At 65.0% G+C, this 23,114-nt stretch carries 21 protein-coding genes; 5 read left to right on the top strand and 16 right to left on the bottom strand.

All coding sequences use genetic code 11. The annotated features are described in order from the left end of the window. Positions 1 to 247 precede the first annotated feature (247 nt). Positions 248 to 1,039, top strand: coding sequence for an SDR family NAD(P)-dependent oxidoreductase (locus AB4879_RS02945; protein WP_370506440.1), 792 nt, complete (start codon positions 248 to 250; stop codon positions 1,037 to 1,039). Positions 1,040 to 1,122: 83 nt separating this feature from the next. Here AB4879_RS02945 and AB4879_RS02940 read toward each other — a convergent pair whose 3' ends face one another. The 6 genes from AB4879_RS02940 to AB4879_RS02915 all read right to left on the bottom strand — a co-directional run bounded on the left by AB4879_RS02940 (position 1,123) and on the right by AB4879_RS02915 (position 7,145). After that, the gene (locus AB4879_RS02940) at positions 1,123 to 2,637 is read right to left on the bottom strand and encodes a class I adenylate-forming enzyme family protein (protein ID WP_370506356.1); all 1,515 of its coding nucleotides are present in this window, start codon (positions 2,635 to 2,637) and stop codon (positions 1,123 to 1,125) included. A gap of 30 nt (positions 2,638 to 2,667) precedes the next feature. Continuing rightward, positions 2,668 to 3,831: a transporter gene (locus AB4879_RS02935; protein ID WP_370506355.1), complete on the bottom strand. Its 1,164-nt coding sequence runs from the start codon at positions 3,829 to 3,831 to the stop codon at positions 2,668 to 2,670. Continuing rightward, positions 3,828 to 4,583 (bottom strand): Zn-ribbon domain-containing OB-fold protein, encoded by a 756-nt coding sequence (locus AB4879_RS02930; RefSeq protein WP_370506354.1) that lies wholly within the window; start codon positions 4,581 to 4,583, stop codon positions 3,828 to 3,830. Before AB4879_RS02930 ends, AB4879_RS02935 begins: the two co-directional genes overlap by 4 nt. After that, positions 4,580 to 5,479 carry a hypothetical protein gene (locus AB4879_RS02925; protein ID WP_370506353.1) on the bottom strand — a complete coding sequence of 300 codons (900 nt, stop codon included), beginning with the start codon at positions 5,477 to 5,479 and terminating at the stop codon, positions 4,580 to 4,582. The genes AB4879_RS02930 and AB4879_RS02925 overlap by 4 nt, the downstream gene beginning before the upstream one ends. Before the next feature lie 4 nt (positions 5,480 to 5,483). Beyond that, entirely contained in the window at positions 5,484 to 6,662 is a 1,179-nt protein-coding gene (locus AB4879_RS02920; RefSeq protein WP_370506352.1) for an aromatic ring-hydroxylating dioxygenase subunit alpha, read from the bottom strand. A gap of 288 nt (positions 6,663 to 6,950) precedes the next feature. Then, a complete protein-coding gene (locus tag AB4879_RS02915) occupies positions 6,951 to 7,145 on the bottom strand; it encodes a ferredoxin (RefSeq protein ID WP_370506350.1) in 195 nt (64 codons plus the stop codon). Between the two features lie 148 nt (positions 7,146 to 7,293). Between AB4879_RS02915 and AB4879_RS02910 the strand changes: the two genes are divergently transcribed. Then, complete coding sequence (locus tag AB4879_RS02910; protein WP_370506349.1) at positions 7,294 to 8,844, top strand: aldehyde dehydrogenase family protein; 1,551 nt, start codon at positions 7,294 to 7,296, stop codon at positions 8,842 to 8,844. A gap of 433 nt (positions 8,845 to 9,277) precedes the next feature. Continuing rightward, positions 9,278 to 9,931: a TetR family transcriptional regulator gene (locus AB4879_RS02905; RefSeq protein ID WP_370506348.1), complete on the top strand. Its 654-nt coding sequence runs from the start codon at positions 9,278 to 9,280 to the stop codon at positions 9,929 to 9,931. Between the two features lie 72 nt (positions 9,932 to 10,003). Here AB4879_RS02905 and AB4879_RS02900 read toward each other — a convergent pair whose 3' ends face one another. The 5 genes from AB4879_RS02900 to AB4879_RS02880 form a co-directional block, all read right to left on the bottom strand. Next, positions 10,004 to 10,597, bottom strand: coding sequence for a TetR/AcrR family transcriptional regulator (locus AB4879_RS02900; RefSeq protein ID WP_102808418.1), 594 nt, complete (start codon positions 10,595 to 10,597; stop codon positions 10,004 to 10,006). Next, positions 10,597 to 11,826, bottom strand: coding sequence for a cytochrome P450 (locus AB4879_RS02895; RefSeq protein WP_370506347.1), 1,230 nt, complete (start codon positions 11,824 to 11,826; stop codon positions 10,597 to 10,599). The genes AB4879_RS02900 and AB4879_RS02895 overlap by 1 nt, the downstream gene beginning before the upstream one ends. A gap of 189 nt (positions 11,827 to 12,015) precedes the next feature. Further along, positions 12,016 to 12,543, bottom strand: coding sequence for a hypothetical protein (locus AB4879_RS02890; RefSeq protein WP_370506346.1), 528 nt, complete (start codon positions 12,541 to 12,543; stop codon positions 12,016 to 12,018). Further along, positions 12,528 to 13,709, bottom strand: coding sequence for an NADH:flavin oxidoreductase (locus AB4879_RS02885; RefSeq protein ID WP_370506345.1), 1,182 nt, complete (start codon positions 13,707 to 13,709; stop codon positions 12,528 to 12,530). Before AB4879_RS02885 ends, AB4879_RS02890 begins: the two co-directional genes overlap by 16 nt. 136 nt (positions 13,710 to 13,845) lie before the next feature. Further along, a complete protein-coding gene (locus AB4879_RS02880; protein ID WP_370506344.1) occupies positions 13,846 to 14,352 on the bottom strand; it encodes a DoxX family protein in 507 nt (168 codons plus the stop codon). Positions 14,353 to 14,672: 320 nt separating this feature from the next. On the opposite strand from AB4879_RS02880, the gene AB4879_RS02875 reads away from it, so the two are divergent. Then, positions 14,673 to 15,314, top strand: a complete 642-nt coding sequence (locus AB4879_RS02875; RefSeq protein ID WP_370506343.1) for a TetR/AcrR family transcriptional regulator — start codon at positions 14,673 to 14,675, stop codon at positions 15,312 to 15,314. 199 nt (positions 15,315 to 15,513) lie between these two features. Here the strand turns inward: AB4879_RS02875 and AB4879_RS02870 are convergent, their stop codons facing one another. Both AB4879_RS02870 and AB4879_RS02865 read right to left on the bottom strand, forming a co-directional pair. Further along, positions 15,514 to 16,143, bottom strand: a complete 630-nt coding sequence (locus AB4879_RS02870; protein WP_370506342.1) for a TetR/AcrR family transcriptional regulator — start codon at positions 16,141 to 16,143, stop codon at positions 15,514 to 15,516. Continuing rightward, complete coding sequence (locus AB4879_RS02865) at positions 16,127 to 17,449, bottom strand: aromatic ring-hydroxylating dioxygenase subunit alpha (RefSeq protein WP_370506341.1); 1,323 nt, start codon at positions 17,447 to 17,449, stop codon at positions 16,127 to 16,129. The genes AB4879_RS02870 and AB4879_RS02865 overlap by 17 nt, the downstream gene beginning before the upstream one ends. 103 nt (positions 17,450 to 17,552) lie before the next feature. Between AB4879_RS02865 and AB4879_RS02860 the strand changes: the two genes are divergently transcribed. After that, positions 17,553 to 19,313: an amidohydrolase family protein gene (locus tag AB4879_RS02860; RefSeq protein ID WP_102808367.1), complete on the top strand. Its 1,761-nt coding sequence runs from the start codon at positions 17,553 to 17,555 to the stop codon at positions 19,311 to 19,313. Positions 19,314 to 19,317: 4 nt separating this feature from the next. Here the strand turns inward: AB4879_RS02860 and AB4879_RS02855 are convergent, their stop codons facing one another. From AB4879_RS02855 to AB4879_RS02845, 3 genes are read right to left on the bottom strand one after another with little or no spacing between them, the layout of a single operon-like run. Further along, positions 19,318 to 20,457, bottom strand: coding sequence for an epoxide hydrolase family protein (locus tag AB4879_RS02855; protein WP_370506340.1), 1,140 nt, complete (start codon positions 20,455 to 20,457; stop codon positions 19,318 to 19,320). A gap of 46 nt (positions 20,458 to 20,503) precedes the next feature. Beyond that, on the bottom strand, positions 20,504 to 21,871 hold the full coding sequence (locus AB4879_RS02850; RefSeq protein ID WP_370506339.1) for an FAD-binding oxidoreductase: 1,368 nt from the start codon (positions 21,869 to 21,871) through the stop codon (positions 20,504 to 20,506). Then, positions 21,862 to 23,103 carry an MFS transporter gene (locus AB4879_RS02845; RefSeq protein ID WP_370506338.1) on the bottom strand — a complete coding sequence of 414 codons (1,242 nt, stop codon included), beginning with the start codon at positions 23,101 to 23,103 and terminating at the stop codon, positions 21,862 to 21,864. Before AB4879_RS02845 ends, AB4879_RS02850 begins: the two co-directional genes overlap by 10 nt. Positions 23,104 to 23,114 lie beyond the last annotated feature (11 nt).

Here is a 23,114-nt window from a genome sequence, read left to right as displayed (position 1 = left end):
ACGTAGTCGGCGTTGTCGCAGAGCAGAGGGGTCTTGGTCGGACTGGCGGAGCGTGCGGGCCGCCGTGACCGGTGGCGCCGGCGCAGGCCCGCATCTGGCATCTTTGAACCCGCCTAGGCTAATGTCATTAGATTAATCTGCGTTGGGACGACCGTGCTCTCCTTCGTGACCCCAGCTGATGGCGCAGACCGACGAGCTGTTCTGCGGTGCCTTGCCTGCATTCGACGACAAACGGAAGGACGATGCGGTGTCATCGACGACCACACCCGAACCAATCGACTCGATACTTGAGCTATATGGCCTTGCGGGTTCGGTGGCGATCGTGACCGGGGCTGGTAGCGGACTCGGTGCGGGATTCGCCCGAGCGCTGGCCGAGGCCGGGGCGGATATCGTCGTCGCGGGCCGGCGCAGGGCACAGCTCGATGCGACCGCCGCGGCCGTTCGCGCCACGGGCCGGTCTTGCCTGGTGGTCCCCACCGATGTCACACAGCCCGAAGCATGCGCAGAATTGGCCAGCGCCACACTCGCGGAGTTCGGACGGGTGGACGTGCTGGTGAACAATGCCGGGGTCTCCCATGTCGCGCCGGCGACTTCGGAACGGCCGCAAGACTTTCAGGCGGTGATCGAGGTGAACCTGATGGGCGCCTACTGGGCGGCGCAGGCGTGCGCACGCATCATGCAGCCCGGCGCCAGCATTGTGAACGTGTCAAGCATGCTGGGTCTGGTGAAGTCCATCCTGCCGCAGGCGGCGTATACCGCAAGCAAGGCGGGGTTGATCGGGTTGACTCGTGATCTGGCGAACCAGTGGTCAGCGCGGAAGGGTATTCGGGTCAATTCGATTGCGCCTGGCTTCGTCGAGACCGACATGATCGGCGAGATGTCCCAGGAGACACTGGCACGGTTCCTCGCCGCCTGCCCGATGGGGCGGGTGGGTACGCAACGTGAGATCGACGCTGCCGTGGTTTTCCTTGCCAGCCGGGCATCGAGCTATGTGACCGGATCGACGCTGGCCGTCGACGGCGGCACGTCAGGGCACTGACCGATCTGTCGGCAATGCGCAGTCCCGGGATGTGAACCGGCTGTTCTACGACGTGCGGCCGAGCACGCCCGCCTGGGGTCACCCTAGCGGGCGCGCGGAAACCGTTCTGCGACATCATGATATTCCGAGCGGATGGCCCGCTTGTCGAGCTTGCCGCTCGGCAGGCGGGGCAGCGGCTGATCGCGAAGCACCACATATCGGGGGATCTTGTAATCCGAAAGCAGTGTCTCGCAGTGGGCGATGACCACCTCCTGGCTGGTGACTGTGCCGGTGATGATCGCGGCCGGGGTCTCGCCGAATCGGGCATCGCTGGCCGCGATGACGGCGACCTCTTCTACCCCGTCGAGGGTGCCGATGGCCGATTCCAGTTCTACGGGCGAGATGTTGATTCCGCCCGAGATGATCAGATCCTTCATGCGGTCGACGAAGGTGATCCGGCCGGACTCGTCGGCGACCCCGAGATCTCCGCTGTGCAACCAGCCGTCGCGAATGGCCTGTGCAGTGGACATTGGGTCATTCCAGTAGCCCGGGGTCACCAGAGGGCCGCGCACCACGATCTCGCCCTGCTCGCCGGGACCCCGAAGATCTCCGTCCTCGCCCATGACCCGTACATCAGTAAAGATCGACCCGATGCCGCAGGAGCCCGGATGCCCGAGCGCCTCATGGCGCAGCGTCGCGGTGGCCACCCCGCCGGCTTCGGTCATTCCGTAGATCTGGCGAAGCAACACGCCCTTGTCAGCCCACCTGCCGAGCAGTTCCACCGGCACCGCGGCGCCGCCGACGATCGCAGTCTGTAGCGAACTCAGATTCGCCTCGGCGAACTCGGGTGCCTTCGACATGGCTTCGAAGATCAGTGGTACGCCGAAAAGTGCTCGGACACTGTGGCGTTCGATGAGAACCACCGCACGCGAGGGATTCAGTTCCGGTTCCACGATCAGCGTCCCACCGAGCACGGTGGTCATCAACAGGCCGTAGACCAGACCTGGTGTGAACGCCAGCGGGAGGACCAGCAGGGTCACCGTACCGGGACGGAAGCCATCCTGGGTGAGCGTGTTCTCCAGCACGATGGACAGCAGACCGGCGTTTGTAAGAATGACGCCCTTGGACAGGCCGGTCGATCCGCTGGTGAAGATGACGGCAATGGCATCGTCAGGGTCGCGGTCAATCTTGAAGTCGTCGGGTTCACCGTTGCGTTCGACCTCGACGATGTCCAAGTCCAAAACCTCGAACTCGTGGCCGCCGGGGCGGGCGTCCTGCGCTGCAGCCACGTGAGCCTTGCCTGCCAGGATCAAGCTAAGCCCGGCGTCGTCGGCGATCTTGCGGATCTCGGCCGGCTTGAGCCGAGCGTTCAATGGCACCAGCACCGCACCGCTCTTCATGATTGCCAGTGCCGCCACCGGCCAGGCCAGAGCGTTGGCGCTCAGCAAGCCGACCCGATCACCGGGTTTGACGCCGTCCTCGGACAGTCGCCGCGCCAACCGGCTTGACCAGTCGTGCAACTCCCGATAGGTCAGCCGGTCCTCGGCAACAATGAGGGCTGCTTCCTCGCCTGTGGTTCTTGCCCACCAGTTCAGGGCGGACCCGACGCTCGCTGCCATCTGCTCCTCGTTTCAAAGCTGAGACCGGGGTCAGGCTGTTGCCGGGGACCCAAAGACTGTCGAACTCACCAGCGGGGCCATCGGGCCGCCGATCAGCAGTGAGATGTCGGCACCCGCGACCGGGTTCGGAGATCCGCCGCGAATTTGACGTACCGCCTCCACTACCAGGCCGATGCCGTGCACGAAACCCTCTGCAATATTGCCGCCAGCGGTGTTGATCGGGAGTGTACCGGTTTCCACAGTCAGGTTTTCGAAGGTGAGGAATTCCCCGGCTGCGGGTCCGCCGGGTGACAGGCCGTGGTCGATGATCGAAGCGACGGCCGGTCCAGTGAAGTTCTCGTAGACCTGTGCCACGTCGACATCATTGGGTCCGATTCCGGCACCGGCCCACAGCCTGGCCACCATCGCAGGATGGAAACCCGCAGTGCTGTAGTTGGTCTCGTTCTCGACCGATTCGCCCCAGCCGGCGGCGGCGCCTTGCACCCCGGATAGGATAAGAGCGGGCACGCCGCTGTAATCCCCGGACCGGTCCGTGCTCACCACGAGAATTGCTGCAGCGCCGTCATTCTCGCGTGAGCAGTCGAACAGGTGCAGCGGTTCGGAGATCCAGCGGCTGTCCTCGTAGCCGGTGTGGTCGACGGGGCGGCCGTACGCCACGGCGTCAGGGTTGTTCTGCGCGTGGTGATAGCCGGTCAGTGAGATCGCTTCCATAGCGGACCGGGGCACCCGGTCGACTTCGAGTAGACGCTGTGTGCGAAGCGCGCATATCTGGGCTGGCGCGAGCACGCCGTGTGCGGCGTACAGCGATCCGATGTGCCCCTTGGCGAAAGCGCGGCGTCCGTCGGTGCCCTCGGACAGTCCGCGGTAGACGGCGACGCAGTCAGCCTGCCCGCTGTAAACGGCGGCGGCGGCGCAGTTGACAGCGGCGGCGATCCCGCCGCCCCCGCCGCCCCACACTTCAGTGGACCAGCGAATCTCACGCACACCCAGTGCCGTGCCGATGGCCAGGCCCTCACTGGAATCGCCTCCGTAGGAGACGAAGCCGTCGATGCTGCGAGGATCGGCGTCGGCGTCCTCGCACGCTCGCAGTATCGCCGTGAGTACCAGTTGAGCCGATGTCAGCGGGCTGGAGCCGCGCTTGTAGTAGCCGGTCGAGCCAGTCCCGACGACGGCGGTGGATCCGCGGAAACTCATGACAGTGGGTTCTCCAGGTGCCAACGCAGCAGGGGCCAGTGCTGTTCGTCGGGTGGGGGCTCGATGTCGCCGCGTACCGGTGCTCCGATGGTGGGCGTGACGCCGTCGGCATTGGCGAGGACGCCGACCACCCGTGCACCATCGGCGCCAGGCAATTCGACGAGGACGACGACGTAGGGCAGGTGACCGGTGCTCTCCGGGGTGAACGGCTGCCAGGTGCGGGTCCAGGAGTACACGGTGCCGACCGGTGCGACGACCTCCCAGCGGGTGTCCATCGAATGGCAGGACGGGCAGATGGGCCGCGGCGACCAGATCCAGCGGCGGCATTCCCCACAGCGCTGGATCTTGAGCTCACCTTCGCGAAGCGCATCCCAATGCGGGGTGTCCAAGCCGTCCTCGCCGGGCCCAGTAATGTTCATCCAGGGGGCGGTGGCCGGGATATTGCGCACGCTGAGCACCCGCCAGCTGCAGTCCGCGAATCGCACCCAGCGGCTGCGTAATTCGAACCATTCGTCATCGAGCTTGCTGTATCGGATGACGGCGTCGTAGCGGCCGTCGCCGACGTCGGTGATGGTGCGCACCTCGGCGCTCTTGAGCGGCGTGGGGACATCGGCTGAGGCGATGAGTTGCCCGATACGGTCGGGTAGGAAATCGGCGAGCACCGTTCGGTTGTCGCCGGCGGCCACGGCCTTTCCGTGAGCTTCGACGGTCGCGGCAAGGCCGGCGGGCAGCAAATCGAGTTCGACGCTCATTGGTGGCCTCCGAGTTGTAGGAGCACGTCCGTGCGGTCGTGCTGGAAGTTGACCAGACGGCAGGCATTCACCCAGGCGGTGTCGTCGGAGTCGACGTGGATGACCAGCCCGGTGAGGCCGGCTTCGTGGGTGAGAGCTGCGGCTCCGTTGAGCAGACGCTTGCGGGAGTCGGCGTCCGCCTGTGGCGTGGCGGCCAGTGCTTGCACGGTCCCGCAGCAGCCGAACTCCTCGGATTCCACTGCGGTGAAGTCCATGCTGACGGCACCGATGATGCGGCCGCCCTCGCGGAGCGCGTGAAGGGGTCCGGTGGTGGCGACCAGTGCCGACGCCCACGGGAATTCGGCGAGGGCGGTCGTCGAGACCGGTTCCAGCACAGGCGCTCCGTTGGCATCGCTGACCGAGTCCGTCGGTCTGATCAACTTCCATACCCGCCGGGTGCGGGCAATCAGGAACCGGTTGCTGATCCGGCCGGAGGCGGGGTGATTTCCCTTTGCCCACGCTGTCACGACGTGCGCACCAGTGCCCTGCCAGCCCTGTGGTCCGGAGGTGTCCAATCCGATCCGTTCAAACAGCAGAGTCATGATGCCGATCGACCGCAGTGGCGGATCGACCACGGCGGACGCTTCCGCGGTGCCGTCCTCATTGACCGTCAGTCGGATCACGCCGGCGATGCGTTCGGGGTGATCTTTGGCCCTCAATGCCGTGGCGTAGGGCAGCATCCACACCAGCAGGTGCCGGTATCGGGGATCGCTTCGTGCCATCGCGTCGGCGATGTCAGCGAATTCGATGGTGGTGTATCCGGGCTCGGCGTCGTAGTCGGCCGCACGGCGCAACAGGTCCGCCAGCTGGATCGACTCTTCGTCGCTCAGAGTGTCCCGCCATTCGTATTTGATCATCTGGTCAGGACTCGGCTGCACCTTCGGCCAGCAACTTTTTTGTCTCGCGGCGGAACACTTGGTTGGCGGTCTCGTTGCGGCCCAACAACATGTCTCCGGCATCAGCGCTGGCCATCCCGCGCTGCGAATTTCGCAGCAGGGGGAAGTCCTCGTTGTGCAGGACGGCCAACAGGATCTGCCAGTTCTTGTCCCAGAGCTTGTTCCAGTGCTCTTCGGTCATCCCGGACCGTTCGACCGGTGGCACTATCAGGCGCTGCTCCATCCGAGACTTGCCGGGGTTACTGATGTCCGGGCGGAACGTCAAGAGCTGGAAATGATCCGGCTGCCGAAGCAGGGTGCTGTTGGGCAGCAAGAAGTGCGTCTCGGTGACGTAGCGGTCGAGATTCTGGTCGCCCGGATCCTCTTCCAACCAACGGTCAATGGACTTGCGTGGCGCGATGAAGCGGCAGTGCCGGCCGAAGTCCTCGAAGGCCATCACATTGGTGTGGATGATCTTGCCTGCGGTGTTGGGATGGGCGTACTGGATGTGATAGCCGTCCAGAAAGGCGTCCTGCATGATCTTCCAGTTGGTCGGCTCATCGAAACCCGCCGAGCGGACGCAGTGCAGCTCGTCGAGGTGGTAGCCGGCCAGGATGGCATCCATCTCCGGGCCCAGCCAATCCGCGACATCGATGGTCGCGTGGGCATTGTCGACCAGCCAAATGAAGCCGTGGCGCTCCTCGCACGGCAATTCGATGAGACCGCGTTCCTTCCGGTCGACCTCGCCGAAAGTGTTGTCGCGAGTGATCATTCGCAGTGAACCGTCGGGGTCGTATGACCACCGGTGGTACTGGCACGAGAAGAACCGGCAACGGCCCTTCTCGTTGTCTTCAAGCATGGCGCCGCGGTGCCGACACAGATTGACGAATGCCTTGATGCCACCGTCGCGCTGCCGGACCACGATGACGTTGTTGCGCGGCATCTGCACCGTCAGGAAATCGAACGCTTTAGGGAGCTCGGATCCGTGCGCGACAATCGACGGAACCCGGCCAAAGATGGCGTCACGTTCCTGCTGGGCCAGTACCGGGTCGGTGAACTCTTCGGCAGCGAACGCGACGACGTCTTCGAATTTGTCGGTGGTCTCATTGCGCAACAGCTCAAGTGCTCGGCGGATGCGGTCTTGCCTGGGGAGCGATGTCGTCATGATGTGCCTTTACTACTGTGCGGTGAATTGACCGGTCACTGCGGTCTCGCAGGTTCGTAATTCTGTCCGGAAGCGCGTCGTGTCAACGGTGGCCGGAACCGACCCGCGACCCGCGCCGCCGATGCACAAACCTTACGCCGATAGGTATGAGACGTCAATCAAGAATTGTCCGTTGGTGCACCGCCTCCTTTGTCCCGTCGTATTGCTATTTGCATCCAGGGAAAGGGATCTCGGCGACAGCACCTCCCGGTACTGACGTCGCTCAAGCCGATCCGGGCCGCGCCGCATTCAGTCGTCCTCGATGATCAGCGCCAGTTCGGGGCAGGATGAGGCGCCGTCACGGATGACGCCCGCGTCGGCGGGGTCGACTTCGTGCGGTTTGAGGACGGAGTATCCGTCATCGTCGATGGGGAACAGGTCGGGATTGACGGCATAGCACTGAGCATGGCCGGCGCACTTGGCTCTTTCGAGTCGAACTCTCATGTGGATGCCTCCTTGGCTGACGGACGAAGCAGTGGCAGGTAACAAAACTATAGGGCGTAGGTTAGTGAGACCGATAGTGGCCGACAATCGGCCAAAACCTTACTCTTTTAGATATGGCGCGCCGGCCACCGAAGGGAAAGTACTTTTCATGAACGAAACCGCCACTTCTTCCGAGCTCGATCCGCGAACCGCCATCACGGTTCGGTGCCCAGGAGATGGGCAAGTAGTGGGCGCCGTGCCCGGCATGGACGCAGCGGCGGTGGCTGCATTGGCATGCCGGCTGCGATCAGCGCAGCCCGCGTGGGAAGCTCTTGGGCCCCGGGGACGCAGTGCGCATCTGCTGCGCTGGCTGGACTGGTTGCTCGACAACGAGCGCAGGATCCTGACCCTGGTCCAGCAGGAGACCGGGAAGTCCTGGGCCGATGCGTCTCTGGAGATGGCAGTCGCCATCGACGTCATCAATTACTTCACGGCGAACGGTGAGAAGTTCATGGCCGATCGAAGGGTGAAGCCTGCGGGCGCCGCCAACAAGGTGCGGCGGCTGCGAGTGCAAGTCCGGCCACATCAGCTCGTAGGGCTCATCACCCCCTGGAACGGACCGCTGGCCAGCCCGATGATGGATGTCGTCGGAGCATTGGTCGCCGGTGCCGCTGTCCTGTGCAAGCCGTCCGAGGTGACGCCGTTGGCGTGGACGGAGGCCGTGCGCGGTTGGAACGAGGAGATCGGCGCTCCGCCGGTGCTGGGATGCGCCAACGGCGCGGGGTCCACGGGTGCGGCCGTTGTGGACCAGGCGGACATGGTGATGTTCACCGGGTCGGTGCGCACCGGCCGGGCGATCGCGGTGCGCTGCGCGCAACGACTCATCCCGTGCAGCCTGGAACTCGGCGGCAAGGATGCGCTGATCGTGCTCGCCGACGCCGATATCGAGCGGGCGGCGGCCGGCGCAGTATGGGGAGGCATGACGAACTCCGGGCAGGCATGTGTCGGGGTGGAACGCGTTTACGTTGAGGCGCACGTTTACGACCGCTTCGTGACGCTGGTGACCGAGAAGGTCGCCGCGCTGCGCCAGGGCATGGATCAGCCAGGCACATTTGCCTGCGATATCGGCGCCATGGTCACACCGGCTCAGACCGCAATTGTCGCCGACCACGTCGCCGATGCGGTGGCCAAGGGTGCGCGCGTACTGACCGGGGGACACCGGAGTCCGGAGGGCAACTTCTTCGAACCCACTGTGCTTGTCGACGTAGACCACACCATGACGTGTATGCGCGAAGAGACCTTCGGGCCGACCCTCGCCATCATGCGGGTCAGCAACGAAGACGAAGCGATCGCGCTGGCCAACGACTCCGAATACGGACTCAGCTCCAGCTTGTGGACCCGCGATCGCGCCAGGGCTGACCGGCTCTCGCGACGGATCGAAGCGGGTTCGGTATCGGTCAACAACGCGGTGGTGGCGACATTCCAGATGCCGATACCAATGGGGGGCTGGAAGAATTCTGGACTGGGAACGCGGTTCGGCGGCGCACACGGCGTGCTGAAGTACTGTCGGCAGCAATCGGTGGTCGAGGAGCGGTTCACCCTGAAGACGGAGCTGCTGTGGTACCCGGTGATCCCGGCCAAAGCCAGGATCATCGCCAGGGCAACGCGGCTGCTTGGCGCGCACGACTGGCGACGGCGACTTGGTATCAGCCGGTCGTGAAGGCGGGTATGAATCTGTGTAATGCTCTGCGGGACTGGAGCATCGGCTAGTGCCCAACCTCACGCAGGGCTATCCGCCGGACAGAAGGCAACCGGTCCAGCAGGTGGTGGGCACGGCGGCCGCGAAGCCACCGGGCCGTGGTCGCCCCGGTTCGCCAAGGCCGGGCAAGTCACTGACTTCAGGGCAAAGAATCATTGTGAACCAGGTAGTCGCGCAGGGATTTACGGGGACGGTGCGGAACACCCGTCGAACTACTCGGACTACCCCCAGGTGACGGTCACTGGCGGGTGCGCCGCTGGCACCGACAAGGGGTGGGGTAGTAGGCCGTAACGGCAGGGTCGATGAGCTGCGGGATCAATGCAGACATAACCGAACCGGGCACCGGACAAGGTATGCTAAACAAGCATCATTAGGTTAAACCCCGGGGAGTGGCATGGCGCGACCGTCTAAACCGCTGATCACCCGGACGGCGGCAGTCGCAGCATCCATCGAGATTATCGATTCTGAAGGCTTGGAAGCCTTCAGTTTGCCGCGACTTGCCCAGCACCTCGGGGTTCGCGCTCCCTCGCTCTATCATCATTTCTCTGACAAGAACGAGATCCTCACCGCCATCGCCAAGCACATCGCGGGTAAATCTGTCATAAAACCCCGGCGTCAGCCCGGCCCCGACTGGCCGGAGTACTTCGTGAGTTTGGCGCTGAATTTCCGGCAGTCCGTCCTGCGCCACCGGAACGCGGCCCCAATTCTCGTCGAGCACCTGCCGCGGGAGATCTTGATCGGTAGTTTTGAGGACGCGGCCCAATTCCTCAGCGACTCAGGGGTGCCCCTGCACCTGCATATCCAGATTCTTGATGGCATGGAGATGCTCTGTATTGGTGCTGTGATGGTTGAACCGATGCGCCGTCCCGCAGGAGGGCGCAGTCTGTTTCCGAACATCGATGCTGGTGCGCATCCGCATCTCGCTGAAGCTGCCGCGGCAAACCAACTTTCGGTAAAAGAGATGTTTGCCGAACGTATCCGAAGCTTTCTCTACGGTGTTGTTCTCAGTGACGAAAACCGGCAGGCTCAAGACGAAGAGTCGGCATAGTCCCGTCCGCATCGGTCGGCGCTCGAGCTCCGCATTGAGACGCGCCAAGCGAAGATTCTGCAAACTGGGCTCTCAGTGCGGTCTCAACGAGGAGCCAGAGTCGCTGGGGCACACCATCGGAACGACGAACTCCTCGAGGATCGCCCGCTCGTCCTCGGCGTCGCGGCCGGGGAAGATCAGCAAGGACGTCAGCACCCGAACCAGCCAGCGGGCGCGACGATGGACGACCTCGGGGTCGTCGGGCCGAAGCGACAGCAGAAAGCCTGACGTCAGTGCTTGAATGACCTCGGACTGCTCGGCGATCTCCGCGCCTATGGGGGAGTCGGCGGTGGCGAACCACGATGACAGCGCGGGACTGTCGCGCACCAGCGTCATGGATGTGGTGAGCCCGGTCAGTAGCCGCTCGCGCGGATCGGGGATGCCGTCGATCAGTTCGGTCAGCTGCTCGTAGAGCCGGTAGGCCTCGCGGTGCACGTACGCGGTGTACAGCACCTCCCGGTTCTCGAAGTAGCGATACAGCGTGGCTCGCGAACACCCTGCGGCGCGGGCGATGTCATTCATCCCGACATTGCGGACATCGTTGCTTGCGAACAGCTCACCGGCGGCGTCGAGGATGCGATCGGTGGCCACCTCTGCCCGCCGTGAACTCAGCCAGTCGCCCGCCATCAGCCGCGCACCCGGAACGGCACCGACAGCGGCCGCCGCACATATCCGCCGCCCGCCCACACGATGCCCGCCTCGTCGATTTCGAAATCCGGGCAACGCGAGAGCAATTCGGTCAGGGTCACCCGCGCCTGCATGCGCGCGGCCGCGGCACCGAGGCAGTGATGCGCGCCGTGGCTGAAGGTGAGGATATTGCGCGGACACCGGGTGACGTCGAGTTCGCCGGCGTCCGGGCCGTATTGGCGTTCGTCGCGATTGGCCGACCCGTACAGCAGCAGCACTTTGCGTCCGGCCGGAATGGTCTTGCCGTGCAGTTCCACGTCGCACGTGGTGGTTCTGGCCAGTCCCTGCACCGGGGAGGTCAGTCGCAGCAGTTCGTCGACGGTGTCGGGGATCAGCTCCGGTTGCTCGATGAGCAGCCGGCGTTGGTCGGGACGCTGGTGCAGCAGCGGCATCGAACCGCCGAGCATGCCGGTGGTGGTGTCGTTGCCGCCGGTGACCATCGTGAAGGTGAAGGCGAGTACCGACAGCGTCCCGGCGATGTCGCCGTCGGCACCGACACCGGCTGCCACCAGATGCGACACCGTGTCGTCTTCGGGTTCGCGCCTGCGCCGTTCGATCAGCTCGGCAAAATAGCCCATCATCGAACCGACGGCGTCGCCGACCGATCCCAGAGCACTCAGTCCGCTGGCATTGGCGGCGACGATCGCCTCGGTCCAGCCGTCGAACTGGTCGCGATCCTGCTCGGGAACGCCGAGGTAGTGCGCGACGACCATCGACGGCAGGGGCTTGAACAGTTCGGTGACGATGTCCCCGCCGCCGTCGGCGCGTAGCCGTTCGATGCGTTCGACGACGAACTCGCGCACCTTGGGCTCGACGGCCTCGACCTGCCGTGGGGTGAAGCCACGCGACACCAGCCTGCGGAACTCGGTGTGTACCGGCGGGTCTTGCATCACCATCGGCGGGTTGTCCTGCAGCCCAATCAGTTCCAGCTCGTTGTAGGTGACGGTCAGGCCCTGGGCCGAGGAGAACGTTTCGTGGTCGCGGGCGGCGGCGAAGATGTCGGCATGCCGGGACAGCACCCAGTAATCGTGGTCGGGGTTCTCCGGGACGACGTGGTGCACCGGATCGAGGTCACGCAGGGCCCGGTACATCGGCCAGCGGTCACCCCAGGTCTCGGCGGTGGCCAACTCGAAGCGGGCCTCGGCGTCGTGAGACACAACAGCGGTCATGTCTTATGATTACGACAAGTCCGCAGTTGTGTCAAGAGCGGGCCGGGATCCCAAGAGATTCGTTCTTGGCATTCCGACTGCCGGGACGGAAGGCTGCATCACGTCACTGTGTGAGCGACGCGCCGCTCAGTCGCGTCTCCAGGGGAATGCCGCGAGCTGCACTGGTCGGTGTCGGCGACGCCAACAGCGTCACGTTTCGCGGTGATCGTTGTTGTCGTTATTCCACGATCTAGATTTCAACAGAATCCAGAAGATCATCAGATGTGCGACAACCACCGTCGGGGCGTAGAACGTGTAGATGAAGTAGGCGGCACCGAGGTTGAAGTTGGGTAGGTCTGTCTGTATTACACCGCGCACTGTGTTCAACAGGTCGCCGAATCCCCATGCGCTGAACACCCACACCAGTGGAATGGCGAAACGCCACGCTGCCCGCAGCGCGAAGATACAGGCCAGGGCCAGCGCTGCAGCTAAGAGATCACCGTAGGCGGAAGCGGTCAGTGCTTCTCGGGGCAGCCTCGGATCAACCATGCCCGTAACCAACAAGACCATTCCCACGTAGCGGAAAACGTGGACGAAGATCAGTGGAATGAGAGCAGAATTGAGGGATAGTTTGGTCAGTCTCGGCCAGACGTACCATTTCGCGATCAGGGCGCATACGGCACAGCTCACGAGAACCTGCAGCCAGAATATCGTGACGCTGTCTATCGCAAGTCGCATGTGCCGTCTTCCTTCGTGGGCGATATTCGGGGTATTTCGTGATGGGGCGCGGGGTCGGCGACTTCCCAGTCTTTGACAGTCGCGAGCGGCCTCAATAGATCGGCTGGGGGGTCAAGTGAGAGCGATTGGCCGGCTTGGACGCGGCGCGGCCAGTCCCGGTTGGCCAGCGCGGATTTGGCCAGAGCAACGACCTCGGCGGCGCCGGAGTCGATTATCGTGCCGGCGTCATTTGGGTCATCCAGGTGACCGTTGGCGATGATTGCCAGCCCGCTGTAGTGCTTGGCAAGTGCTGCCAGCGTCTTATTGGTGTCGTCGAAAGCTGGTGCCAGTGCGCGGTATTCGGTGGTGTGGATGTAGTCGATGCCGGTGTCGGATAGCGCGGTGAAGATAGCGGCTGCGTCGTCTTCGCCGCCGGCCCATCGATGATCGTTGTCGGAGACCTTGCCCTGGGAAATACGGATACCGACGGCGATGTCGTTCCCGACAGCGGCTGCAACGTCACCGCAGACCTCGGTGGCAAATCGGACGCGGTTGGTGACGGTGCCGCCGTAGTCGTCGGTGCGGGTGTTGAGGTAGCCGGTGAGGAATTCGTCGAGCAAGTAGCCGTTGGCGCCGTGGATCTCGACACCGTCGAATCCGGCGTCACGTGCGTGTAGGGCGGCGTTGATGAACGCCCCACGGACCTGCTGGATGTGCTCAGCGGACATCGTCTCGGGAATCTGAAACGGCCCCGACCCGCGATACATCGCCAGCTGCGCGCCTTTGGGGCGCACGGCTGAAGGCGCCCAGGCGGTGGCTGTGTGGGGGTTGCCTTGCGATTGGCTGCCGGCGTGCATGAGTTGGGCGAAGAACTTCGCGCCGAAGGCATGAACGCGGTCGACGACCGGCTTCCACGCTGCGGCCTGCACGGTGTTGGCGATACCGGGTTGGAAGAGGTACCCCTGGCTGGTCTGGTCATCGATGTAGAGACCTTCAGTGATCAACAGGCCGAATCCGCCCTGCGCAAACCTCTGGTAGTAGCCGCCAATTTGATCGGTGGGGACGCCCTCGGCTGTCGCACTGACTCGGGTCATCGGCGCCAGAGCGACGCGGTTGGGCAGGTCCACCCCTCCGATGGATACCGAGCGGAAGAGGGCGTCTTGCGGGGGATGCTGCTGCAGAGACATCGGGGTCGTCACCTTCGTCGAGGACCGTTGGGGAACAAGAGATTTGCCGGTGTCTCCTGTGCTCGCCACCTTCGCGGTTCGCGCCGACGACTCGGGCCCGGCGTCCCCTGCTGCGTGCACTGGTGACAGGGGTCGTTCACTTGGCCTGGCGCGCCGTCTTCGATCTGCTCCTGCTCGCGCCGAAGAGCCGGTACAGGTTCAATGCCGCCAAGACCATGACGAACAACGGGATGAACGGAGGCTTGATCCCGAGGGGCAGCACGCTGGCCGGGACATCCGGCTGCAGATGGACGTACGTCGCGACCGCCATGTTGACAACCAGCCCGGCAGACGCAGCGAAGACCACGGGGCCATACAGATCAACGATCTTCTGCCTGAAGCAAGCGGGTAGAAGCAGTCCAAGGCCGATAGCCATTTCCGCGACTTTCCCGAAGGGAATGCTGATCGGTGGCAGGTCGCTCTTGGCGATCTGGACATCAAACATGGTCCGAAAAGGTTCGAAGAACTTCAAGAAACCGAACAACAACATGAACACACCCAAAAACATTGAGTTGTAGGCCAAGACCCGGTCGTCTTGTAGTCGCTTCACGAGTTCCTCTCTTGTTGTCTGCCGATCGGCTGACGTGTCGGTACGTTCTTGCACGGCTTTTAGACTTTCACGAAACTACCTATGCGCCAACAATGTTCGCTTACGGCCGTTCGATCATCTCGACGTGCTCCGTGCTGACATAGTCGGTCCACGCCTCGCATCAAAAGATCGCGCTGGATTGGTATTCCGCGGGTACCCGGGGAGGCAGCCTGACAAGCTGGACGTGGTGTCATCGATGGTGAATGTCCGCCGGATGCAACAGCCGGCGTGTGTGACAAGCCGATATCGAGCTCCTTCAACAATATTGGTTGACTGATCGGCATTGTGCTGGCTGAAAAGTGGACCGACAATGCCAATTCGGATACTGTCCGGCCGTGGTGCCAAAAGCTGATCGTCCCTCGGCCCGACTCACGTCCCGCGGGGCGGCGACGAAAGCCCGCATCGTGGCCGAAGCGGCCTCTCTGATCCGGGAGCGCGGTGTGGCGGGAACAAGCCTCGACGCCGTCATGGCCGCCAGCCAGACCAGCAGATCGCAGCTCTATCACTACTTCGTCGACAAAGACGCTCTTATCAGCGAGGTGATCAAGACTCAGCTCGGCCGTGTCATCGCCGCGCAGGAGCCGCGTTTGCGCGAGGTCTCGTCGTGGGATGGTCTGCAGCGCTGGTGCGATCAGCTCGTAGCCACGACTCGGACGACGCAAGGCATCGGCGGCTGCCCGCTGGGGTCGCTGGTGAGCGAACTCGCCGACCGATCGGACTCGGCACGCCTGGAGCTCGCGCGGTCCTTCGCCACCTGGCAGTCATACCTGTCCACCGGCCTGGCGGCCATGCGCGACAACGGTGAACTCGCCCCCGAAGCCGACGTGGACGAACTCGCGTTGACCATGATGACCGCACTACAGGGCGGACTCCTCATGGCGCAGACCACGCGCAGCGCCCGGCCACTCGAACTGGCCCTTGACATGGCACTTAGGCACGTCGCCGGATACCGAGACAGTCCGACCTCAAACCCCTGAGCTACCTGAGCTGAACGTCGGCGGGCCGCTGACAGCGGTGTCGCCGGCGAAGCGCACCGGGATGGACGGGACCTACCAACTATGGGGCACCGTTGTTCAGCGGATCTGAACCATTTGTGAAATAGCCATTGGGAGGTTGTTTTATGCCCCGGAATAGCTCCTCCGGCGTCCGCCCACGTGACCGGAATTTCGAAAAGACCTATGAGCCGGTGGGATTCGCAGGCAAGGTCGCCAACAGCGCCGCCAGTCCGTATTCAAAAACGGCGTCGTAGTCGGTGGGGGACTGCAGCGCCCGGACCAGGTCACGGTCCGGCCAGTCGTCGGCCCACAGCGTCGGGTCTTCCTCGTCGTGCTTGGGGCCGCGCACCGCGGAGAACTGCATGATGGCCGACGAGATGACGTGAACCTCGATGGCCCGCAGCACAAGCGCGCCGTGGGTACCGGTGACGCCGAGGCGGGCAAGTTCGGTGGCCAGGCGCTGCTGCACCGGCAGGAACAACGCCGGGGTGCGGTTACGTTCGTGTGCGATGCCGAGCAGATGCTGGCGGTCGATGAGCGCTCGGCGCTGTGCGCGGGCGAGGGCGGCGATGCGCTCAGCGGGCTCCTCGGCGTCCGCAGGCAACGCCGCCATGTCGCCGAGCAACCGTTCAACGAGACTGTCGAGCAGCTTGTCGCGGCCACCGACGTGCCAGTAGATCGAGGTGACCGCGACGCCCAGTTGCTCGGCGAGCCCGCGCATCGTGAACGCGTCGACGCCGTCGTGCTCGATCATCCTGGCTGCCGCGTCGAGGATGGAGTCCGCGGTAACCGGGTCAGGACTGCGGGCCACCGGGCTCACCCCCGGTCATGCGCTCAGCCTCCGGGAGGTCGAGGTAGCGCTCGAGGTTGCGGTGCAGGTTGATCACGCGCCGCTCCTCGTTGGACAGCGTCAGGTGGGTGAACCCCGGCTGACGCAGCCCGCGCTGCAGGCCGGCCAAGACCGAAATATCCTGCGTCAGAACCAGACCGGGATGAGCCTCCTCAGCTGTCATGCGCACGTCGACCGGACGGGTACGCGGTGCGCCCGGCGCCATCCGGGTCCACAGGTACATGACGAGCTCGCCGTGTTCGGGATCGGGGCCCGGGTGTGACGTCATGACGGTCAGGTGGTCGGCGTTGGTCAGCAACGTCAGGTTGGGGAACACGTTGTACTGGTGTAGCAACATGATCTGTTCGGTGCTGGCCCACCCGAGGTCGACCCCGCGACTGGCCGCGAACTCTCTTGTGCGACAGGCAATCGCATCAGGCACCGAGTCACCGCCCGGGTACGGTGTGCCCTCCTCGACACCCATCAGCAGGCCCTGGGTTGTCACGTACGCGGCCCAGACGTCGTCGTCGGAGATGGGCTCCTTGAGGTGCGGGCTCGGCACTCCGTAGAACTGCTCCGACTTCCCGGTGTGACCCCAGATCTGTTGCGGTGCAAAGACGTCATCCATGCACCGGTGTAGCTCGGGGTGCAGCGTCTGAATGTGGTAGGTCTCGCTGTAGCCGTCGGCGATCGTCTTCCAGTTCGCGTCCACCTCGATCGTCATCGTGGCGTAGCAGTGAAAATCCTCGAGCCGGTTCCATGCGATGTCGGCGGGCATCGCCTCCAGATAGCCATCGAGCGGCATCGCGTCGGCGTCGAGGTTGACGAACACCAGCCCTGCCCAGACATCGACGGAGGCGGCGACCAGAGGGAAGTCCTCCATGTGCAGCGCACCGAATCCCTTGCGGTTGGGCACGCGCTTCAACACCCCGGCGAGGTCCCATGTCCAGCCGTGGTAGCCACAGCGCAGCTCGCGCAGCTCCGAGCCGGCGCCCGTGCACAGCGAATTACCGCGGTGCCGGCAGACGTTCTGGAATGCCCGCAGTTGCGTGTCGTCGCGGACGATCAGGACCGAATGCGGCCCGCATCGGTATTCGAAGTAGTCACCTGGCTCGGCGACATGATCGAGCGTGCAGGCGACCTGCCAGACGCGCGGCCAGAGGTGTTCGCGCTCGAGGCGGGCGAACTCCGGGGAGTGGTAGCGAGCGGCGGGCACGCGGGTCGGGCTGGCCGGAGGCGGGCCGATCGCGTCCTCGCGTCGAACATCGTGCGCCGTGTGCGTCACCATGCGCCTCCTTGCGAGATCTTCTCCAAACGGTATTACACGAGGCCCTGTAACGGTGTTACATTGGCGACGGAATCCCATTGACATCGTGTGTCGAGGAGTAGCCATGTTCGACCTCAAGATCACCGGCGGGACCGTCGTCGACGGCACGGGCGCCGACCGTTACATCGCCGACGTGGCCGTCAAGGACGGGAAGATCGTGGAGGTGCGGCGCCGCAGCGCATCTGATGCGCCGCTGGCGGGCGAGGCAACCGAAACCATCGATGCCACAGGCAAAGTCGTGGCGCCCGGGTTCGTCGACATCCACACGCACTACGACGGTCAGGTGAGCTGGGACAGCCTGCTCGAACCGTCGAGCAACCACGGCGTCACCACCATCGTCGCAGGCAACTGCGGCGTCGGTTTCGCACCGGTGCGGCCCGGTTCCGAACAGTGGCTCATCCAGATGATGGAGGGCGTCGAGGACATTCCCGGCAGCGCGCTCACCGAGGGCATGACGTGGGGTTGGGAAAGCTACCCCGAGTACCTCGACGTGATCGGCAAGGGAAACTACGCCGTCGACGTCGGCAGTCAGGTGGCGCACGGCTCGGTGCGGGCCTACGCGATGGGTGAGCGCGGCGCCAAGAACGAGCCCGCGACCCCCGACGACATCGAGGCGATGGGTCGGTTGGTCCGCGAGGCGATCGAAGCCGGAGCGCTCGGGTTCTCGACGTCCCGCACGCTCGGCCACCGCGCCATGGACGGTGAACCCGTGCCGGGCACCTTCGCCGCCGAGGATGAACTGTTCGGCCTGGGCCGGGCGATGGCGGCCGGCGGTCAAGCGGTCTTCGAACTGGCGCCGCAGGGTGTGGCCGGCGAGGACATCATCGCGCCGAAGAAGGAATTGGAATGGATGCAGCGCCTGGGCGCCGAGATCGACCGGCCGATCTCCTTCGGGCTGATCCAGGTGGATGCCGCGCCCGACCTGTGGCGCGAACAGATGGACATTTCGGCGGCCGCACACGCCGCGGGCGCCCGGCTGTATCCGCAGATCGCGGCGCGCCCGTTCGGCATGCTGTTCGGCTTCCCGGGCCACCACGCCTTCACTCATCGCCCGACCTTCCGAAAGCTGAAGGGGGAGTTGGGTCGTGAGGAGCTCGCCCACCGGCTCGCCGACCCGGCGGTGAAGGCCGCGATCCTCGGTGAGGACGACCTCCCGCCCGACCCCAACAAGCTGTTCGACAACATGAACATCCTGGTCCAGTACGCCCTGGGTCGGATCTACCACCTGGGCGACCCGCCGGACTACGAGCCCACCGACGAGCGGACGGTGGAGAAGATCGCCGCTGACCGTGGCGAGGACCCGCTGGCCACCCTGTACGACCTCATGCTGGAGGCCGACGCCACCAACATGTTGATGCTGCCATTCTTCAACTACTCCTATGGAAACTGCGACGCCATCCATGAGATGCTGACCCATCCGGCCGGTGTCGTCGGGTTGTCCGACGGTGGTGCGCACTGCGGAATGATCTGCGACGCTTCCTATCCCACGTTCCTGCTGACCCACTGGGCCCGCGACCGGCATCGTGGTGCGAAGCTGCCGCTGGAACATCTGATCCGCAAGCAGACCCACGACACGGCGCAGCTGTTCGGCCTCAGTGACCGCGGCGTCATTCAGGTCGGCAAGAAGGCGGACCTCAACGTCATCGACATGGACGCTCTGCGGTTGCATCCACCGAAGATGGCCTACGACCTGCCGGCCGGCGGAAATCGTTTGGTGCAAGGCGCGTCCGGCTACGCCGCGACGATCGTCAGCGGCACCGTCACGCGCCGCGACGGGGTCGACACCGGCGCACGTCCGGGCCGGTTGGTCCGCGGGGCCCGCTGAACGGCTAGTTGAACACGTCCAACTCGTCGAGCACATCGGCGTAGGCCAGCACGTCCGCGGCGAACCGTTGCGGCTGCTCGAACGCCGCGAAGTGGCCACCACGGTCCTGGATCGAGTAGTGCACCAGGTGATAGTGCTTGTGCGCCCACACTTTCGGGATCCGCACCAGCTCTGCCGGGTAGACCGCGTAACCCGTCGGGACGTCGACGCGGCCTGACCACGGGCTGAGCGCACCGGTGCCGGCGTGGGCCGCCTCGTAGTACAGTCGCGCGGCCGAGGTCGCGGTACCGGTCAGCCAGTACATCATCAGATTGTCGATGAGCCGGTCGGTGCGGATCGGCATGCCGTCGCGGACGTCGCTCCAGGCGTGGAACTTCTCCAGGATCCAGCCGGCCAGACCCACCGGCGAGTCGTCGAGCCCGTAGCCGAGTGAATGTGGCCGGGTGCCTTGGATTTCCATGTAGGCGGTGCCTTCCGCCATCCGCTCGGCGGAGGCGATGAATGCGGCCAGCTCCTCCTCGGTGACACCGTCCATGGCGTCGGGGCCCTCGGCGGACGCGAAGAGCATGTTGGTGTGGATGGCGACCGCGCGATCCGGGTAGTGCTCACCGAGGTATCGCACCACCAGAGCGCCCCAGTCGCCGCCCTGAGCCACAAAGCGTTGGTAACCCAGTTGCGTCATCACCTCGGCGACCGCCGCCGCGACGACCGAGGTGTCGACGCCGCGTTGGGTTGTCGGGCCGGAGAATCCGTATCCGGGCATCGAGATCACCACAACGTGGTACCGCTCGTGCAGCAGCGGGAGGGCATCGAGGAATTCGATGATCGAACCCGGCCAGCCGTGCACGAGCACCAACGGGATTGCGGTGCTGTTGGGCGATTTGCGGTGCAAGAAGTGGACGCGCTGGCCGGCAGCCGTGGTGACAAAGGAGCCCACCGCGTTGAGCTCCGCTTCGGTTGCACGCCAGTCGTACTCGTCACGCCACCGGTCGACGAACGCCGTCAAGAACGACTGATCGGTGCCGTAATCCCAGCCACTGCCGGGCAGCTCGGCGGGAAACCGGGCGGATTCAAGGCGGCGGCGCAGGTCGTCGAGATCGGCTTGCGGAACGGCGATCTCGAGCCGCGTGGGGGAGTGAGTCATCGCCGTCCACCCTAGCCAGGCGGCCCTTGCCGCGCGGCGGCTTGCGTCAAATGACCGCGCCGGGATTCAAAATTCCGGCCGGATCCAGCGCCGCCTTGATCCGGCGATTGAGTTCCATCGCCTCGGGGCCCAATTGACCTGCCAGCCATGGCTTCTTGAGCCGGCCGACGCCGTGTTCGCCGGTGATCGTGCCACCCAGTGACACCGCCAGGTCCATGATCTCACCGAACGCCTTCTCGGCCCGCTCGGTCATCGCGGCGTCGGTGGGATCGAAGACGATCAGCGGATGGGTGTTGCCGTCGCCGGCGTGGGCGATGACCGAGATCGTCAGGTCGCGGTCGGCTGCGATCTTGGCCACCCCGCCCACCAGTTCGGCGAGCGCGGGCAGCGGTACCCCGACATCCTCCAGGAGAAGCGAACCCTTGGCTTCCACCGCGGGGATGGCGAACCTGCGGGCCGCGACGAACGCCTCACCCTCGGCCGGATCGGAGGTCGAAAAGCATTCTTTGGCACCGGCTTCGGTGAAGACGCGGGCCATGTACTCGGCGTCCTCGGCGCCGGCTGGGCCTCGGTCGTCGGAGGCGGCCACCATCATCGCTGCCGCCGAGCGGTCCAGGCCCATCCGCAGCTTGTCTTCGACGGCGTTGATCGACACCGAGTCCATGAACTCCAGCATCGAGGGCCGGATGCGTCCGGTGATCGTCACCACCGCGCCGGCCGCAGCCTCCACCGAATCGAAGGTCGCCACCACCGTGCACGCCGACGGCTGGGGAGGCAGCAGCCGCAGCGTCACCTCGGTGACCACTCCGAGGGTGCCCTCACTGCCGACGAACAGCTTGGTCAGCGACAGCCCGGCAACATCTTTCAGGCGCGGGCCGCCGAGGCGCACCGCGGTGCCGTCGGCCAGCACCACCTGCATGCCCAACACGTAATCGGTTGTCACGCCGTACTTCACGCAGCACAGACCGCCCGCGTTGGTGGCGATGTTGCCGCCGATGCTGCAGATCTCGTACGAGGACGGGTCGGGCGGATACCACAGGCCGCGCTCCGCGACCGCCTTCTTGACCTCGGCGTTGAGCAGGCCGGGCTGGACGACGGCGGTGCGCGTCACCGGGTCGACGGTGATGTCGCGCATCTTCTCCGTCGACAGCACGATGCCGCCGTCCACGGCGGTCGCGCCACCCGAGAGTCCGGTGCCTGCTCCGCGCGGCACCACCGCGACGCGGTTCGCCGAAGCCCAGCGCAACACCGTCTGCACCTCTTCGGTGCGGGTGGGCCGCACCACGGCCAACGGCATCCCGGCCGCAGGGTCGGCGGCTCGGTCGTGGCGATAGGACGCCAGGATGTCGGGGTCGGTGACGACGACCCCGTCGGGAAGCTCGGCGGCCAGGTCGGCCAGAGCGCTCACGGCCATTGCGCCATCCTAGGCGCGTCGTCGTCCAGCTCCTTGAGGGCGGGCAGCCAGGGACACACGATGCCGATCACCAGGATCGGCACCGCCAGAACCAGGAACGTGACCGTGAGGCCGAACGCGTCGACCAGCGGGCCGGCCAGCGTGAACCCGATCGGGCCCGCGGCGTAGGTCATCGACGTCATCACCCCGACCACCCGTCCGCGCAGCTGTTCTGGGGTGCGGGTCTGCATGATCGAGTTGTAGATGGGCCCGATCGGCCCGTACACCAGACCGACCAGGGCGGCCAAGGACAAGATGACCGGCAGCGGCGGCAGGAATGCGATGACCGCCACGGCGATACCGAACGTCAGCACCGCCGTCAGTACCGTCGCCCGCTTGCTGGCCACCTTCGACAGCACGGTCCAGCTCAGCGCTCCGACCAGCCCGCCGATCGACAACGCCATCAGCACCCAGCCCAGCTGGGCCGGCTCATTGCGGTCGGTGAAGTACTTGGGGAACAGCACGCTTTCCATCGGCAGGTACAGCCCGGTGACGGCGAGGTCGACCAAGCCCAAGGTGCGAAGAACCCGGTTGCGCCAGACGAACTTCAACCCTTCGACAACCCCGGAAACCACGCTCTCCGGCAGCTTTTCGCGCGCCGGACGTCCGGTGCCCTCGAGCCGCAGCACCGCCATCGCCAGGATCGCCAACCCGAACAGCGCGGCGGTCACCCACATCGCGTTGACACCGCCGAGCGTTGCGATGAGCAGGCCGCCGACACCCGGGCCGGTGATGTAGGCCAGGTTGAACACGGCCTCATAGACGCTGTTGGTGTGATCGAGGGTCCAGCCCGCGCGGACCGCCGCCTCGGGCAGCATCGACTGCCGTGCGGTCATACCGGCCGGATCGAAGAACGCGCCGAGGGCGGCCAGTGCGGCCAGAACGAGGGTGGTGAGCACGTCGGTGCCGAACCCGATCGCCAAGACCGGGATCGCGGCCACCGCGATGGCCGACAGCGCGTCGGAGAGCATCGCCACCCGGCGTCGGCCGACGAAGTCGACGGCGGCGCCGGCGATGAGGGTGGCGAACAGCAGCGGCAGGGTCGCCGCGCCCGCGACGATCGAGGCGTCCACCGCACTGCCGGTGCGCTGGAGCACCAGCCACGGGAAGGCGACCATGGAGATGCCGTTGGCGCCCGCGGCCAGGAAGGTCGAGGACAGGATCAGCAGCGCGGGGACGCGCGTGATGGTCACCGGCAGAGCTT

It is taken from the genome of Mycobacterium sp. SA01 (assembly GCF_041287105.1).
In the GTDB taxonomy this organism is placed as follows: domain Bacteria; phylum Actinomycetota; class Actinomycetes; order Mycobacteriales; family Mycobacteriaceae; genus Mycobacterium.
Note: the sequence above shows the minus strand (reverse complement) of the source record. Positions and strands in the feature narration are given on the sequence as shown.

Excerpts from the sequence above, each read along its gene's own strand:
- AB4879_RS02940 (WP_370506356.1), bottom strand. The coding sequence starts at position 2,637 with ATGGCAGCGAGCGTCGGGTCCGCCCTGAACTGGTGGGCAAGAACCACA.
- AB4879_RS02935 (WP_370506355.1), bottom strand. The coding sequence starts at position 3,831 with ATGAGTTTCCGCGGATCCACCGCCGTCGTCGGGACTGGCTCGACCGGC.
- AB4879_RS02930 (WP_370506354.1), bottom strand. The coding sequence starts at position 4,583 with ATGAGCGTCGAACTCGATTTGCTGCCCGCCGGCCTTGCCGCGACCGTC.
- AB4879_RS02925 (WP_370506353.1), bottom strand. The coding sequence starts at position 5,479 with ATGATCAAATACGAATGGCGGGACACTCTGAGCGACGAAGAGTCGATC.
- AB4879_RS02920 (WP_370506352.1), bottom strand. The coding sequence starts at position 6,662 with ATGACGACATCGCTCCCCAGGCAAGACCGCATCCGCCGAGCACTTGAG.
- AB4879_RS02915 (WP_370506350.1), bottom strand. The coding sequence starts at position 7,145 with ATGAGAGTTCGACTCGAAAGAGCCAAGTGCGCCGGCCATGCTCAGTGC.
- AB4879_RS02910 (WP_370506349.1), top strand. The coding sequence starts at position 7,294 with ATGAACGAAACCGCCACTTCTTCCGAGCTCGATCCGCGAACCGCCATC.
- AB4879_RS02905 (WP_370506348.1), top strand. The coding sequence starts at position 9,278 with ATGGCGCGACCGTCTAAACCGCTGATCACCCGGACGGCGGCAGTCGCA.
- AB4879_RS02900 (WP_102808418.1), bottom strand. The coding sequence starts at position 10,597 with ATGGCGGGCGACTGGCTGAGTTCACGGCGGGCAGAGGTGGCCACCGAT.
- AB4879_RS02895 (WP_370506347.1), bottom strand. The coding sequence starts at position 11,826 with ATGACCGCTGTTGTGTCTCACGACGCCGAGGCCCGCTTCGAGTTGGCC.
- AB4879_RS02890 (WP_370506346.1), bottom strand. The coding sequence starts at position 12,543 with ATGCGACTTGCGATAGACAGCGTCACGATATTCTGGCTGCAGGTTCTC.
- AB4879_RS02885 (WP_370506345.1), bottom strand. The coding sequence starts at position 13,709 with ATGTCTCTGCAGCAGCATCCCCCGCAAGACGCCCTCTTCCGCTCGGTA.
- AB4879_RS02865 (WP_370506341.1), bottom strand. The coding sequence starts at position 17,449 with ATGGTGACGCACACGGCGCACGATGTTCGACGCGAGGACGCGATCGGC.
- AB4879_RS02860 (WP_102808367.1), top strand. The coding sequence starts at position 17,553 with ATGTTCGACCTCAAGATCACCGGCGGGACCGTCGTCGACGGCACGGGC.
- AB4879_RS02855 (WP_370506340.1), bottom strand. The coding sequence starts at position 20,457 with ATGACTCACTCCCCCACGCGGCTCGAGATCGCCGTTCCGCAAGCCGAT.
- AB4879_RS02850 (WP_370506339.1), bottom strand. The coding sequence starts at position 21,871 with ATGGCCGTGAGCGCTCTGGCCGACCTGGCCGCCGAGCTTCCCGACGGG.